The organism is Microcoleus sp. AT8-B5 (assembly GCF_036705565.1).
In the GTDB taxonomy this organism is placed as follows: Bacteria; Cyanobacteriota; Cyanobacteriia; order Cyanobacteriales; family Microcoleaceae; genus Microcoleus.
Genome location: NZ_JAUBUY010000055.1, coordinates 1 through 14,409, shown reverse-complemented (window position 1 = coordinate 14,409; position 14,409 = coordinate 1). Strand labels below are relative to the sequence as shown.

The 14,409-nt window shown below is 44.7% G+C and carries 15 protein-coding genes; 13 read left to right on the top strand and 2 right to left on the bottom strand.

Features of this window, described 5'->3' with window-relative positions:
* Positions 1 to 283 precede the first annotated feature (283 nt).
* Both iscB and QUB39_RS25995 read left to right on the top strand, forming a co-directional pair.
* Positions 284 to 1,588 (top strand): RNA-guided endonuclease IscB, encoded by a 1,305-nt coding sequence (gene iscB / locus QUB39_RS26000; RefSeq protein ID WP_333209835.1) that lies wholly within the window; start codon positions 284 to 286, stop codon positions 1,586 to 1,588.
* 639 nt (positions 1,589 to 2,227) lie between these two features.
* Positions 2,228 to 4,729, top strand: a complete 2,502-nt coding sequence (locus tag QUB39_RS25995) for a glycosyltransferase family 2 protein (protein WP_333209777.1) — start codon at positions 2,228 to 2,230, stop codon at positions 4,727 to 4,729.
* A 433-nt stretch (positions 4,730 to 5,162) separates the two neighbouring features.
* Here the strand turns inward: QUB39_RS25995 and QUB39_RS25990 are convergent, their stop codons facing one another.
* Positions 5,163 to 6,587 carry an ABC transporter substrate-binding protein gene (locus QUB39_RS25990; protein ID WP_333056706.1) on the bottom strand — a complete coding sequence of 475 codons (1,425 nt, stop codon included), beginning with the start codon at positions 6,585 to 6,587 and terminating at the stop codon, positions 5,163 to 5,165.
* A gap of 906 nt (positions 6,588 to 7,493) precedes the next feature.
* On the opposite strand from QUB39_RS25990, the gene QUB39_RS25985 reads away from it, so the two are divergent.
* From QUB39_RS25985 to QUB39_RS25970, 4 genes are all read left to right on the top strand, one after another.
* Entirely contained in the window at positions 7,494 to 8,405 is a 912-nt protein-coding gene (locus QUB39_RS25985; RefSeq protein ID WP_333485192.1) for a heme A synthase, read from the top strand.
* Positions 8,406 to 8,712: 307 nt separating this feature from the next.
* Positions 8,713 to 9,690, top strand: a complete 978-nt coding sequence (locus QUB39_RS25980; RefSeq protein ID WP_333270831.1) for a heme o synthase — start codon at positions 8,713 to 8,715, stop codon at positions 9,688 to 9,690.
* Between the two features lie 244 nt (positions 9,691 to 9,934).
* Positions 9,935 to 10,174, top strand: coding sequence for a hypothetical protein (locus QUB39_RS25975; protein ID WP_333056710.1), 240 nt, complete (start codon positions 9,935 to 9,937; stop codon positions 10,172 to 10,174).
* 8 nt (positions 10,175 to 10,182) lie between these two features.
* Positions 10,183 to 10,431, top strand: a complete 249-nt coding sequence (locus tag QUB39_RS25970) for a type II toxin-antitoxin system RelE/ParE family toxin (RefSeq protein WP_333209837.1) — start codon at positions 10,183 to 10,185, stop codon at positions 10,429 to 10,431.
* 23 nt (positions 10,432 to 10,454) lie between these two features.
* Here QUB39_RS25970 and QUB39_RS25965 read toward each other — a convergent pair whose 3' ends face one another.
* A complete protein-coding gene (locus tag QUB39_RS25965) occupies positions 10,455 to 10,757 on the bottom strand; it encodes a DUF433 domain-containing protein (RefSeq protein WP_333056713.1) in 303 nt (100 codons plus the stop codon).
* A gap of 121 nt (positions 10,758 to 10,878) precedes the next feature.
* Here QUB39_RS25965 and QUB39_RS25960 point away from each other — a divergent pair, with 121 nt between their 5' ends.
* From QUB39_RS25960 to QUB39_RS25930, 7 genes are all read left to right on the top strand, one after another.
* Positions 10,879 to 11,109, top strand: a complete 231-nt coding sequence (locus QUB39_RS25960; protein WP_293208071.1) for a hypothetical protein — start codon at positions 10,879 to 10,881, stop codon at positions 11,107 to 11,109.
* Positions 11,106 to 11,375, top strand: a complete 270-nt coding sequence (locus tag QUB39_RS25955) for a ParE family toxin-like protein (RefSeq protein ID WP_333056714.1) — start codon at positions 11,106 to 11,108, stop codon at positions 11,373 to 11,375. Before QUB39_RS25960 ends, QUB39_RS25955 begins: the two co-directional genes overlap by 4 nt.
* Before the next feature lie 172 nt (positions 11,376 to 11,547).
* Positions 11,548 to 12,570: a DUF559 domain-containing protein gene (locus QUB39_RS25950; protein WP_333056715.1), complete on the top strand. Its 1,023-nt coding sequence runs from the start codon at positions 11,548 to 11,550 to the stop codon at positions 12,568 to 12,570.
* Positions 12,571 to 12,603: 33 nt separating this feature from the next.
* Entirely contained in the window at positions 12,604 to 12,810 is a 207-nt protein-coding gene (locus QUB39_RS25945) for a hypothetical protein (protein ID WP_333485191.1), read from the top strand.
* Between the two features lie 163 nt (positions 12,811 to 12,973).
* Positions 12,974 to 13,213 carry a hypothetical protein gene (locus QUB39_RS25940; protein ID WP_333056717.1) on the top strand — a complete coding sequence of 80 codons (240 nt, stop codon included), beginning with the start codon at positions 12,974 to 12,976 and terminating at the stop codon, positions 13,211 to 13,213.
* Positions 13,210 to 13,461 carry a hypothetical protein gene (locus QUB39_RS25935; protein WP_333231423.1) on the top strand — a complete coding sequence of 84 codons (252 nt, stop codon included), beginning with the start codon at positions 13,210 to 13,212 and terminating at the stop codon, positions 13,459 to 13,461. The genes QUB39_RS25940 and QUB39_RS25935 overlap by 4 nt, the downstream gene beginning before the upstream one ends.
* A gap of 18 nt (positions 13,462 to 13,479) precedes the next feature.
* On the top strand, positions 13,480 to 14,172 hold the full coding sequence (locus QUB39_RS25930) for an SRPBCC family protein (RefSeq protein WP_333339542.1): 693 nt from the start codon (positions 13,480 to 13,482) through the stop codon (positions 14,170 to 14,172).
* Positions 14,173 to 14,409 lie beyond the last annotated feature (237 nt).

Genomic DNA, 14,409 nt, shown 5'->3' with positions numbered 1-14,409 from the left:
CTAGGGATTGCTATAGTTTGATATAGCAATCCTATTTGATTTGTAGAGTAGCACCAATCCGTAGTATTTCGGCGTAATCCGAGGTATTGCAGCTACTCCAGACCACTCAAAGCGAGTAATCGTTATCTCTAAGCGTTTAAGTTCACACCTTGGGATTCGCTAGTTCCAAGCTCTGTAAGTAGATTGTTAAACATCCGAGATTGGTTAGAGGAAGTGCAATCTGCATAGTACCGAGAAGATAACAGGGTTGAAGCAAACTTTACTTTTAGGAAGCAACGCCAAAATGTTGAAACCCAATTTCGTTTTTGTAATTGATGCCAACAAGAAACCGCTGACACCATGTAAGCCTTCTATGGCGAGACGTTTATTATCGATGGGTAGAGCGTCTGTTTTTAGAAGATATCCGTTCAGCATCATTCTCAAAAAAGAGGTTGCAGATATTCCTAAACCCGTCACAATTAAACTAGACCCCGGTTCTAAAACCACAGGGATTGCTCTTGTTCAAAACGACAAAGTAATCTTTGGTGCTGAGTTGACTCATCGCGGTCAAGCCATCAAAGCATCTTTAGAATCCCGTCGTTCTCTACGTCGGGGGAGGCGTTATCGTCACACTCGCTATCGGCAAGCACGGTTTCTCAATCGCACCCGCCCTTCAGGTTGGTTGCCTCCAAGTTTGCAGCATCGCGTAGAAACTACTTTGACATGGGTGAATAAATTAATCAAATTTGCACCCATCAGTGAGATCGTTCAGGAGCTTGTCAGATTTGATTTACAACAACTTGAAAACCCAGAAATCTCAGGCATTCAGTATCAGCAAGGCATTTTATGTGGGTACGAAATCCGCGAGTATTTATTGAATAAATGGAACAGGAAATGCGCTTACTGCGACGTGACTGACACACCATTGCAAGTCGAACACATCCAGCCCAAAGCAAAAGGTGGCACAAATCGGATCTCCAATCTGTGCCTGGCTTGCGAGAAATGCAATCTCAAAAAAGGGACTCAGGATATTAGCGTTTTCTTAGCCAAAAAGCCAGATGTTCTGCGATCGGTTCTAGCTCAAGCAAAACGCCCATTAAAAGACGCGGCGGCTGTCAACTCAACCCGATGGGCATTGTTCAACCGACTCAAAGAAGCGGGTATTCCTGTCTCCACAGGTTCGGGTGGTCTGACCAAATACAACCGCACTCGATTAAGCCTGCCTAAAACTCACTGGTTAGATGCGGCTTGTGTGGGTCAGATTGATTCCTTGGAGATGCTCGCCTTACAGCCCTTGCTGATTAAATCAACAGGACAAGGGAATCGACAGTCCACTAGAAACGATAAATACGGTTTTCCTTGTGCCAAGCCTAGACAGTCTTTTACTCATTGTAGGACTGGTGATATTGTTGCCATTCAGCTTCTAGAAGACCGCAAGCGATTCCAATCAGGACTTTACGTTGGACGGGTCAAGACTCCAACAGATAAAGGTGTTGAGATTAAGATCGGTAATTTTAGACTAAGTACAAAAGATATGAGCAACGTCAAATTCTTGCACAAACAAGATGGCTATCAATATGCGTCAATCAACTCCGCTTTACTCCAATAAAGGCGTTTCTAGTAATTAGACAAGATATAGCCTTTCTCTGTAACATGAGGTGCACGCTTGATAAGCGGGCATAGGCCTCCGTGGGCATAGGCCTCCGTGGGCATACCTCACCAAGATTGAGAACTGGTGTAATTTTTTTTGAACTATAGCAAGCGCGCCCGACGTTTATGACTGAGATGTGGCAGAATTTTTAGTAAGATTTTTATGGGCGGCGTCGCAGAAACGGCCCCCAAGAAATATTTTTTATTATGGAACAGGCCGGAAAGCCTGTTACGGACATTGCTGAAATCCTTGCCGAATATTGCTTCTGACCGAAAGCATCCAGGATACAAGCCCCCCAATTTATCCGGGGGGTCAATGCTTCAATTCTTTAATCTAAAATCTAAAATCTAAAATCGATTGACTTCTCTCCTCGGTAACTAAAGCCTTCTTCCTTCTTCCTTCTGCTATATTTGGCCAGGTTTGGACTCGCTTAGCAGTTTGGCAACAGCAAGCAAGATGAATTATCATACAAGGGTCAGAATGTTAAAAAATGTAAAAATAGTAATTGGGGAGTGTCGGAATTTTCAACTGAAGTAAAAAGTGGACAGCAGGAAACCCTTACTGTGGCATGCACGATCGGGACTTTAAAATTATTTTATGACAACTTCAAGATTTGATTTTCAAGACTTGAAACGCCGCTTTGGGCGGATTTCGCGGGTGCAGACGGCAACGCTAGTCGTGTTGGGGGTGGTTGCTTTCGCAGGTGCGATCGCCGCAGCCTGGTTTGGCAGTGAAGGTACAGTCAGCGGTATTTTTGCCACAATTAACATTTGGCAGCAAAACCCGCCTGTGTGGCTGCAAGTGCCTGCTACGAGCAAGATGTATTTGTTACTGCCGACTTTTATGCTGGTTTCGACCGCTTTAGCTGCAATTAAAATTTCGCCTCAACCGCAGAAATGGTCGCGCGCTGTGGTAGTTGCAATAGTTCTGGCTTTAACGATTCGCTACGTTTTATGGCGATCGCTCGCTACTCTAAATTTAACCGATCCCCTCAACGGTATCTTTAGTTTGGGGCTGTTTTTCCTAGAAATGTTACTGGTTTTTAACAGCAGTATTCAATTGTATTTAATGCTGAGAATGAAAGACCGGCGTCGAGAAGCCGATCGCATGGCAGTTGCAGTGGAAGCTGGAAACTTCACCCCGCCCGTAGATATTTTTATCCCAACTTACAACGAACCGGCTTTCATTTTACGGCGCAGTGTAATCGGCTGTCAAGCCTTAGATTATCCCAACAAAAAAGTATATTTGCTCGACGATACCAAGCGGCCTGAAATCAAGTTGCTGGCAAAAGAACTGGGATGCGAGTATATAACCAGACCCGATAATATTCACGCCAAAGCTGGAAACATCAATCATGCCACAGCCCTAACAAATGGAGAACTAATTGTAGTTTTCGATGCAGATTTTATTCCCACTAAAAACTTTTTAACTCGCACAGTTGGATTTTTTCAAAATCCCGAGATCGCCCTCGTTCAAACACCGCAAAGCTTTTACAATCACGACCCCATCTCCCGGAATTTAGGTTTAGAAAATGTGCTCGCGCCGGAAGAAGAAATCTTTTATCGGCAAATTGAAATCATCAAAGACAGCGCCGACAGCGTAGTTTGTTGCGGTACATCTTTTGTTGTGAGGCGAAGTGCTTTAGAAGCAGCGGGAGGCTTGGTCACAGATTCAATCTGCGAAGATTATTTTACCGGAATTCGGCTGTCAGCAACCGGATATCGCTTAGTTTATTTAGATGAAAAATTGAGTGCTGGTTTGGCGGCTGAAAGTATAGAGGCTCATCTAAATCAAAGGCTACGCTGGGCGCGAGGCACGCTTCAGGCATTTTTTATTGATTCCAATCCTTTAACAATTCGCGGTCTCAGATTCGTACAAAGGCTGTCTCATTTGGAAGGATTGTTGCACTGGTTTACCAGTTTAACCAAGGTTTTATATCTGTTGATACCTTTAGCTTATTCATTTTTTGGCATAATTCCTTTGCGGGCAAGTGCGCGGGAATTGCTGTACTTTTTCCTGCCTTACTATTTGGTGCAACTGACTGTGTTTTCTTGGCTGAACCGCAGATCGGGATCGGCTTTGCTTTCGGATATTTATTCGTTCGTCCAGTGTATTCCTTTAGCGGTGACGGTGGTGAGTTCCATGCTGAATCCGTTTGGGAAAGGGTTTCAGGTGACGCCAAAAGGAATGGCGAGCGATCGCTTTCGTTTTAATTGGAATTTGGGATGGCCTTTGATTGTCTTGTTCGCAGCTACAGCAGTCAGTTTGTGGCACAATTTCAACATTAATTTAGTTAAAAATGTTGGCACCGTACAGTCAATATCAGAAAGTGCAGATTTGTCAAAAAGCCTGGGTTGGGGATGGATTTGGAGCGCGTACAACCTGCTGATGCTGGGGATTGCCTTGCTGATTTTGGTGGATATTCCTAAGCCGGACATTTACGAATGGTTCAATTTACGCAGGGTTGTACAACTGAATATTGGCGGTCAAAGTTTTTGGGGTGTAACCACTGTAATTTCGGAAAGTGGCGCGGAAGTTGCTTTGACACAGTGGCCAAGTTTTGCGGTGAAAAATAAAGGCAGTAAAGAGAGTTTTACAGCAGCAGACATTTTGCCAAAATATGCCGTTCCGACAACTTTATCCCAGGGTAAAATAAAAGCGCTCCCTCGCAGTGCGACAGTCAAAGCAAGGAGATATGTAGGGCCGTCTGTTGTTGAGTTTGGCACTGAGCGTCCTTTGGCAAAAGGTTTGATTGATTGCGATTCGGCGACTTTGGAAATTATGGAAGAGAACTGTTTTATTCCTGTGGCTAAGATTGAGTTGGTGAGCGATAAATCTCAGTGGGAGTCGAGTTTTCGGGATGAAAAGGAGTGCAGTTTTGCGGAATTTCCCACTGTGCGAATTGCGTTCGATCGCCTGAACATTAGCCAGCACCGCTGTTTGATCGAAATGCTGTACTGTCGCCCGGGCCAGTGGCAGCGCCAGGAAACTCCCGGAGAATGGCGATCGTTGTGGCTGTTGTTGAGAATTGCTTTGAAACCGAGGGCTGTTTTTGAGAGGAATAGGGCAGTTAGGGCGATCGCAGTTTCGCAACTTTAGATCGAGTTTCCATCCCGCGCGGCTTGCACCAAACCTTTATCGCGCTAACAAAAAATCCCATCAAGCTGCCCCCGCCAAGGAAGAATGGTAGATTTTATAGCAACCGCCAAGACGGTTAGGACTTGTTAGGAATGAGAATTAAATAACTTAGAATTTTGATGGTTCTTGTGGGATGGGCGTCCCGCCCGTCCAGAAAGGGCGGGCGGGACGCCCAACTCACAAACTTGTGTAAATTATTTAATTCGCGATCCTTAATGGCTGACACGATTGATTTTATTGCTTCTTCCTTCTTCCTTCTGCTAAGCTGTTGCGCGTTTAAATTGCATATTCGGGACGGGCTCGCGTGCCCATCCCACAATAATTTGAGTGATTTTTGACACACAATTTAAATGGAGAACAGCTTATACATAGACAAATGACCAGAACTTGTTTTTTAATTAATCGGCACAAATTCGTAACCGTAACTGGTGCGATTTCCGGGTTTAACAGTTACTAATTGAACTGCGCGATTACGATCGCCCGAAGGTAAAAACCGAATCGGGCCCGATGCTCCTTTTGCCGAAAAATCTGAAGCCGATAACGCTTGTTGAATGCCTGTACGAGTCGGATTGCGCTCTAAACCGGCAATTAACGCGATCGTCGCATCGTAGGCTAAAGCTGTGCGCCAACTTACTTCAGCATTCCAAAGTTGTTTGGATGTTTGGGGAAAGTTGGACTGCGGATCTGCGAGAATGTGCCAAGGAACAGCCAGCACCATATCTGTTGCTCCTGCGCCACCTATTTGCAGTGTTTTAGCAGTATAAGCACCGTCTCCCGCTAGTAATGGCAGCCGTTTGGCGTTTACTTGCACTACTTGCAAAGCTTGGTCGATCGTGGTTGAATCGGATGCTAACAGAATCACTTCTGCTCCTTGGGCGATCGCACTTTTAACGCTATCGGCGGCATTAAAATTGCCATTAGCAAAGTCAAATTCCAATACTATTTGTCCTCCATCTCCGTAAACAGCCGTCGTGAATTCATCTTTTAAAGATTTGCTGTAACTGCTAGCAGAATTAAAAAATACAGCAGCTTTTTGCTTTTGCAATTTTTCCACCATATAACGGGAAAGAGCATTAGCTGCAAACCGATCGCTCGGCACTGTCCGAAATATATTGTTGGCAACTCCTGAGAGCTGCACTGACGTACTTGTTGGAGAAATTGCTACTAATTGTTTTTGCTGGTAAATCTTGCTAGCTGCTAGCGTTGTATCTGAACCAAAATGCCCAATTACTCCTATAATCTCCGAATTATTTGCTAAAGCAGTAGCAATTTGGGCAGCCATTTCTTGGTTGTTGTCATCCTTAGCAATTAGCACTTTTAATGGAGTCCCGCTAACGCCGCCTCTTTGGTTGATTTCATTTTGAGCTTGAGCTACGCCCCGCAGAATTTCTAGAGCCGCATTGATATCGCCTCCAATGGGAACTGCGGCGGCAATTGTGTAGGATTTCCGATCGCCGATGCGGGCGTTGTTGAGGTAAATTAAGGCTTCGGGATCGTTGCGATTGGTTTTCAGCGAAGCTTGTAAGTCGGAAATAGCTGCGTTATAGTTGCCAGATGCGATCGCCTGTACTGCTGCTTGTTTAGTTGTTGTGGCTTGCTCTGGAATTAACACTTTTTGTCCGGCACTCAGACGCTGCTCAATTGCCTGATCTGACTGCGACGAATTAGTCGGAGGCTTGGGAAATGTCGGATTTTGGGGTGATAAACCCCCGACATTGATGCCGCCTCGGCTTGTCAGCCACCAAATACCTGCACCGGCTAGTCCGATCGTAATTAGGAGGGATAAGATGAGAACAGCAGTTTCATTTTTTTGTGACATAATTTTACATTTTTAGATTTTTGAAATAACGAAGTCATTAGTCATTGTCATTAGTTATTAGGAGCAAGTAAAAAACCTTGATCGAGGAGAAAAAGTGATTTTAACTTGGCGATCCCGAATTGATGTATGGTGCGTCAGATAGGGTAATTTTATCTATCAATTGATGCTTTCGGAGCTGAGGCACCATGCAAGCCTAAAATCCAGTAGTCACTACTCCCTTATTATATGCGATCGCCCGGACATGATATAATTCAGTAACATTGGCCTAGTAAAAATAGCGCTCGCACTGTTTAGTCTGAATGCCTTCAAGGTGGTTCCACCAGAAAAGTGCAGGAATTTTTATAAGTTACCGATTCAAAGATTAGTGAACCCTACCCTGCAAGAGCGCCACTTCCTCCATTCCCAATTTAGTTAAGCAGGCAAGAAATGATAACTGGTGGATTAGATAAAACGCTGAGTGTTGGAACTGAATTATACAATCTAAGGTGAGTAAACCTGAGAACTACCTTGAATAACACCTAGGGGGTAACTCTTCATTCCTGTATTTAGTTACAAATTTTTACGTTAAAGTTGGGTATATATCATAAACCTTTAAAAAAAAGCTTTTCTTAATGATATCTTTATTTTTCTCCGCGAGTGGCAGTGGGAGGGAGGCTGTAACAGCAAAGGGTTGGGTAAAATAATTAAAGTTTGTTGAAATTTATAAAAATAGCTGCAATACTTTGTAATGTAAAGAGGAAAGTTGAAAAATATCTAAAGACAAACTAATTGGATTGCGATGTCGCTAAGGTAGTATATATGACGGTTTGTCACCGAAAAAGAGTGTTAAGCTCAGCTAAGCTCAGCAAAAGTAAAAGCTCGCTATTTCATTAAGTTCGATCGATAACAAAGGCTAAGGTAAAGTTCATGGCAAACTCAGTTGTAAATCAGCCAAACGCAGCAGGAGTGCAGTGGCAGCCAAAAGATATTATCCGCGGTCTAGTGTGGAAAATTGCGATCGCAACCTGGCTGTTAATGGCTGTAGGCAGCGCCACGCGGGTGATGAATGCAGGGCTCGCTTGCCCGGACTGGCCGCTGTGCTACGGTCAATTAATACCTGCAGCGCAAATGAATTTGCAGGTATTTCTGGAATGGTTTCACCGATTGGACGCAGCAGCGATTGGCCTGAGCGCGATCGCACTTTTAGGACTATCTTTGTTTTACCGCAGCCGCCTGCCAAAATGGCTGCCTTGGGCGAGCGCCGGAGCACTATTTTTAATCGTTTTTCAAGGCGTATTGGGCGGCTTGACAGTAACACAACTGCTGAGATTTGACATCGTTACCGCTCACTTGGGAACAGCTTTACTATTTTTTGGCGCCCTGCTAGTCATCGGTTTCATGCTGACTCCCTACCAAGCTACAGGAAATGTCGGCAAATTAGCTTGGGTAAGTTCGATCGCAGCATTGTTAGTTTACCTGCAAAGTTTGCTAGGAGCATTAGTAGGCTCTAGATGGGCACTGCACCAATGTTTGGACTCCTCAGAATTGTGCTCGGTAATGAACAGCCACATCGCCGGTATCGTACCAGCTACAGCAGCGACTTTAGCAGTAGCAGTCATGGCTTGGCGGCAGCCTGCACTGAGTCCAAATTTGCGAAAACTGGCTAACTGGGCGAGTGTTTGCCTAATGGCTCAATTAGTTCTGGGATTAGCAACATTCCGGCTGCACCTTCAGGTAGAACCGCTGACAGTCGCCCACCAAGCAGTCGGTGCTGCTTTGCTGGGAACCCTGATAGCTTTTAGTGTTTTAGCTTGGCGCGATCGAGTTTTATCAGCTTGAGAGTAATATTATGTCCGGTAGCATCGTTATTATTATAATCCAAGGTCTTGTAGGGGCGGGTTCACCATCATTCTCGATAAAAGCCAACAGTTTCCTAAACCCGCCCCGCCCAGACAAGCACCAATCAACCGGACACTCTCTAAAACGCAGATTTATCTATTCCTTGAGTAAGAGAGGGCTGATTTATCTCTCGTCGGTGGGGGCGGGTTTATTAATCCTTTTAGCTACGGCAGATATCTCTCGTAAAACCCGCCCCTACGAACCAATGACAACTAACTGACAACTGAAAACTAACAACTAATAACCGATGCAAGAAGTTCTTACAAACAATAGCCCCCGTCTCCACGAAAACTTTTCGCAAGTCGTGAAAAGTTACTATCAACTAACAAAACCCAGAATTATTTTACTGCTGCTAATCACGACATCAGCAGGAATGTGGATGGCGGCCAAAGGAGAAGTAGATCCGCTATTACTGGTATCAACTATTACTGGAGGCGCTTTAGCTTCTGCGTCGGCGAATACGATTAATTGTGTCTACGACAGCGACATCGATTATATCATGGAGCGCACCCGGTGGCGGCCGATTCCTTCGGGGCGTGTCAAGAAGCGGGATGCTTTGATATTTGCGATCGCCCTAGCTACAATATCCTTTACATTGCTCACAGTTGTTGCCAACTTATTAGCGGCATTGCTAGCAATGTCAGGCATCCTTTTCTATGTCCTAATTTACACCCACTGGCTGAAGCGTCACAGCGTGCAAAACATCGTCATCGGCGGTGCAGCAGGGGCGATTCCGCCGCTAGTTGGGTGGGCTGCGGTGACGGGAGATTTGAGTTGGGGTGCGTGGCTGCTGTTTGGGATTATATTCCTGTGGACACCGCCGCATTTTTGGGCATTAGCAATGATGATTCGCGACGAATACAAGGAAGTAGGCGTGCCCATGTTACCTGTAATTGAGGGCGACGAAGAGACAGCCCGCCAAATTTGGATTTACACGCTATTGATGATTCCTGCAACTTTGCTGCTAGTTTATCCCCTGAATTTAGCCGGCGCGGTGTATGCGGGAACAGCTATTTTCCTCGGTGCTATTTTTGCCCAAAAAGCTTGGTTGCTGTTGCAGACTCCAGAGGATAAGATTGTTGCGCGATCGCTCTTCAAATACTCTATTCTGTACCTGATGCTATTGTGCGCGGGAATAGTGGTTGACAGTTTGCCTGTGACTCATAATTTGACTACTGCTCTTGTACAAAATGTGCAAACTTTGATGAGTGCAGTTGTGATGTAGTAATTAGTTAAATTGCCATGATTAAAATGAAGCCCGCATCTTGCGGGTTTTGTTTATGGTAAAATAGCAATAGTCATTCTTCCATCTGCGTAAATGTGCGTAAATCTGCTTTAATCTGCGGTAAAAAAAAGAGCGAAAGAACATGACAGAAACCATTTAGCTAAATATAAAATCACATTCCAGCTACTTTGAGCATCTTGAATAAATATACTAAGTGTAAAATTAAAGTAGGAGGAAAGTTCTGATGGCTGAGAATACTGTGAAAGTAGACATCTCATTTCAATCACTGCTGGAAGCTATTTCGTCACTGGGAATTGCTGAAAGATACAAGATATGGGAATTTTTGGAAGCTGAATTATTCCCGGATGAGGACGATTATCCAGAAGATATTGCCGAAATTGAAGCGGCCCGTGCTGATTACAAAGCTGGAGATTACACAACTTTCGATCGATATATGGCCGGGCGGGCAAATAAATCGACATGACTTAAACTATCCTTACCCCTAAAGCTGTACAAAAGCAGCTAGATGCCCTGCCCAATGATGTCTACGATCGTATCGCTGTCAAGATTTTGCAACTTGCCGAAAACCCGCGCCCAGATGGGGTGGTCAAGCTCAAAGGTGCTGACAATGAGTACCGTATTCGGATCGGTGATTATCGCGTTCGTTATGAAATCGGCGATGAAGAACTAATCATTCTCCTATTACAATGCAAACATCGGAAAGATGTTTACAAAGCATGATGTTTCTTCACCTACTATCTCACTCATGCTTCTTTACCAAAGTTGCTGTACAAAGCTTCAAGACGCTTGGCTTCTGCTGCTTGATGGAGCAAATCAGTTTCAATTTCTGCGGTGTTGGCATGATAGTAAGTTAATGCGGCGTAGACTTCGGCGAGGGTGAGATGAGAAATGCGATCGCAAATCTCTTCAGCATTCAATCCTCGCTTGTACCAGGTTACAATCCGGCGAACGGTAACACCTTTACCGAGGATGTGGGGACATCCACCGTGCAGTTCGGGAGTGCGTGTAATGAGCGTACCAATGTCAATAGATACTGCTGTGGTCATAAACTATGGAAGTTTGAAGGGACTGATCTCTATTACAGCATAGCGATCGCAGAATTATATCGCGGTGTGAATTTCGATCGATAAATGAAGTAAGCTAGAGATACAGGTTTCAAACAAAATCATGACTGAACTCCTTCAACAGGCGATCGCCCAAATCCAAAAACTCCCACCCGATCGGCAAGATGCGATCGCGGCTCGGTTTTTGGCAGAGTTGCAGGACGAGCAAAAATGGGAAACTCGTTTTGCTGACACGACAGACGATCAATGGGATCAGATGGCTGCAATGGTACGTCAAGAAATTGCGGGAGGAGAAACGGTTCCACTTGATGAGGTTTTCCCAACACAAAAATGAAATCAAGTGTTACAAAGTCATTTCGCACGCGGCTAGAGAGTCTTCCTGCATCAGTTCAGGAACAAGCCGATAAAGCTTATGCCCTTTGGCAGGATGATCCTTATCATCCAAGTCTTCAGTTCAAGCGAGTCAGTCAGAAGCAACCGATTTATTCTGCTCGTATCAGTATCAATTATCGTGTTTTAGGTTTATTGGAAGCCGATCGTATTTACTGGTACTGGATTGGTGTACACGACGAGTACGATGAATTGCTGAAACGGATGTAGTTTAAGGCGATCGAATTCGTCAACCCCCGCTACCGTAAATGGCGATCGCAGAATTATATCGCGGTGTGAGTTTTGGGCGATAAATGAAGTAAGCTAGAGACAAAGGTTTCAAAATAATTGTTAAATTTATTGCAGTAAGCAAGCGATGAGATTGTCCTAATGAGACTATTTTATGATGACACCAAATGTTGAAATTTTGAAAACAGAGTTCCGTGAATTCTGTGTAGATAATTTGGTGGTACGTAACATCAATGATATTTTTACTGCTGCTGGAATTGCACAGGGAAAATCCGAGAAGAATTCAAGTGGAACTCGTAGATCACTTGTTGAAGATTATTATGCTTCCCTAAATTGGGAAAGTATGGAGTCGATCCGAAAGTTTGTGAAAGTTTTAGAAAACACATTACTTATAAGTTGGATTAGTGAGGAGAGGAAACAAGAATTACGCTTGCTTTGTGAAAAGCACGGTTTTACAGTAGACAAGAATGGTTATAGAGTTTACCCTGCCAATCTGGGGGTAGGTAACAACGTTAAGAATTTGATTTTTGCAGCGACTGGACCAAAGCCAGAAATCATCTTCTCTGATTCAGTCAGCAACGATATTGAGATAGTCAAAAATGCGGATTATTGTCTCATATACGATCGTCCAATCAAGTCACACGGTCTTCTTTGGAAGGAGCTTGTTGATTGGTGGAGGGAGAGAGAACAACTAAATAACGAATCAGATAGAGAGGTCGGCCGAAAACTATATTCTCGTTTGGATAAATCATTTAGTTCTCAGCCGGAGAAGTTATTTTGGAGAAGTTATTTTAAGAAGTTTTATGAGTCATTCAACGAGAAACTTCCGGCTCTAGTCCCACAAGTTTATTTGCACTATGACCCGTATACACTTAAGCAGTTGCAAGCTCGGCGTCGCTTGGTGCGCCAAAGAATGGATTTTTTGTTTCTGCTATCAGATCGAATAAGGATAGTAATAGAAATTGACGGGAAGCAGCATTATGCTGAAGAAGATACAGCCAGTCCAAGGCTATATTCTGAAATGGTTGCTGAAGATAGACGGCTAAAGCTATGTGGTTATGAAGTGTATCGATTTGGAGGTTATGAACTTAATAACGAAAGTGAAGCGGAAATAATAGTAGAGCATTTTCTGGTCAACCTATTCAAACGTCACGATCTGATAGCACACGCAACCTAACAACGTTCAAATTCCAACCCAAAGGTGAATGCCATGCAAGCCAAACTTCAAGAACAACTTTCTCCTGCTGATGCCGAAGTTATTTTGAGATGCTTGCCAGAACGAATTCAAGCGTCTCCGATCGCGCGTGCTGCGGAAATTGAATATCCGATCGAAGCGCTGATCGAAATGGCGATCGCCAGTTTTCTCGACACAGAAGCATTAGGTTTCGTAGATTGCAAACCAGGACGCGGGCAGTAAAAGCGACAAGAGCTTTAAACCCCCGTTTTAGTTCGGAGATGAAATGCTCTACAGCAGGCGATCATTACTTTAGGCAGACGCAGGAGCCCCGCCAGGAAAGATACATTTTAAAGAATCTGTTGTTTTCATTACACAACCCCTTATTAGAAAAAGAGTTTCAGCGGTGAACTTAATATCTGCAGAGGAACTCAAAGCACTGGTACAACAATCTCCGGGATTGTGCGTATCAATTTATATGCCAGTCGCTCAAGGAACAGAAACTCAACAAAATCCGATTCGGTTCAAAAATTTAATCAGAGAGGCTGAACAAAAAATAGTAGAGTACGGATTTGACAAGAAAGAAGCGGTGGGATTGCTAGAGCCAGTCCGAGCAGAAGCAGCGATAAAATTTCTGCTGATTTGAAAGAAGCTGTTTCGGCTGCTTATTTTGGACGGGTCGATCGACTATTTGTGGCTCTTGGCGTTCATCAGTGGGGTACTTTTAATCCCGATACGAACGCGGTGCAAATCCACCCAGATGCAGAATTGGGCGACGAAGATTTGTTGAATGCCGCAGCAATTCAAACTATTCTCAACGGCGGAACTGTTTACGCGATGCCGCCGGAACAAGTGCCGGACGAGGCACCTTTAGCTGCTATTTTTCGCTATTAATTCACGAGGTTTAAAGCAATGGAATCTACTTCAATGACAAATTCCGACAAACAAAACCAAAGTAGCAGCGGCGATACCGAACGCTGGGCATCTTTAATAGGTGGCGGGGCGCTGGTGCTTTTTGGTTTGTCGCAGCGTTCTTTGAGAGGTGCTTTGCTGGCGGTTGCGGGCGGCGGTTTAGCGGCTCGCGGGCTGGGGGTTGTAGAGGGTTTGCAGTCGGCCGCAGATGCCAATCAAAGCATTAAAGTTGAAAAGACGGTGACGATCGACAAACCGGCTGAGGAATTGTACCGTTTATGGCGCAATTTTGAAAATTTGCCTCGGTTTATGAAGCATCTCAAACACGTTACGGTAATCGATGAAACACGTTCTCACTGGATTGCTAGCGCGCCGATGGGCAATAGTGTGGAATGGGATGCAGAGATTGTCCGCGAAGAAGAAAATCGCTTAATTGCTTGGGCGTCTGTGGAAGGGGCTGATGTTGACAATTCGGGTTTTGTGCGCTTTCAAGCGGCACCAGCGGGACGCGGTACTGAGGTAAAAGTTGTCATCGAATACAACCCTCCGGGCGGTGCAATTGGTGCTGGTGCTGCTAAACTATTTGGCGAAGCTCCCGAACAGCAAATTGCAGATGATTTACGTCGCTTTAAGCAGTTGATGGAAGCTGGGGAAATAGCGACTACGGAAGGTCAACCTTCGGGCCGCAAGTAAGTATCGCACTTTTGGTGGTAAGCCCTTGTAGGAACACGGCGACTGTAGGGACTTAGGACAAGCCCATAGGTGTTCAACTTAAGCTTTTTGTCCACCAGTCCTCCCGCCCACACCTTAGTCCGCCAGGGAATGAATTCCCTGTCTCATAGCGAAAGTCCTCTCAAAGAGGACTGAAAAACTCATTAGTCGTCTTCAGACGACTTTAGCTTTGAGGCAGGGGTTTCAACCCCTGTCGGA

Excerpts from the sequence above, each read along its gene's own strand:
- iscB (WP_333209835.1), top strand. The coding sequence starts at position 284 with ATGTTGAAACCCAATTTCGTTTTTGTAATTGATGCCAACAAGAAACCG.
- QUB39_RS25995 (WP_333209777.1), top strand. The coding sequence starts at position 2,228 with ATGACAACTTCAAGATTTGATTTTCAAGACTTGAAACGCCGCTTTGGG.
- QUB39_RS25990 (WP_333056706.1), bottom strand. The coding sequence starts at position 6,587 with ATGTCACAAAAAAATGAAACTGCTGTTCTCATCTTATCCCTCCTAATT.
- QUB39_RS25985 (WP_333485192.1), top strand. The coding sequence starts at position 7,494 with ATGGCAAACTCAGTTGTAAATCAGCCAAACGCAGCAGGAGTGCAGTGG.
- QUB39_RS25980 (WP_333270831.1), top strand. The coding sequence starts at position 8,713 with ATGCAAGAAGTTCTTACAAACAATAGCCCCCGTCTCCACGAAAACTTT.
- QUB39_RS25975 (WP_333056710.1), top strand. The coding sequence starts at position 9,935 with ATGGCTGAGAATACTGTGAAAGTAGACATCTCATTTCAATCACTGCTG.
- QUB39_RS25965 (WP_333056713.1), bottom strand. The coding sequence starts at position 10,757 with ATGACCACAGCAGTATCTATTGACATTGGTACGCTCATTACACGCACT.
- QUB39_RS25960 (WP_293208071.1), top strand. The coding sequence starts at position 10,879 with ATGACTGAACTCCTTCAACAGGCGATCGCCCAAATCCAAAAACTCCCA.
- QUB39_RS25955 (WP_333056714.1), top strand. The coding sequence starts at position 11,106 with ATGAAATCAAGTGTTACAAAGTCATTTCGCACGCGGCTAGAGAGTCTT.
- QUB39_RS25950 (WP_333056715.1), top strand. The coding sequence starts at position 11,548 with ATGATGACACCAAATGTTGAAATTTTGAAAACAGAGTTCCGTGAATTC.
- QUB39_RS25945 (WP_333485191.1), top strand. The coding sequence starts at position 12,604 with ATGCAAGCCAAACTTCAAGAACAACTTTCTCCTGCTGATGCCGAAGTT.
- QUB39_RS25930 (WP_333339542.1), top strand. The coding sequence starts at position 13,480 with ATGGAATCTACTTCAATGACAAATTCCGACAAACAAAACCAAAGTAGC.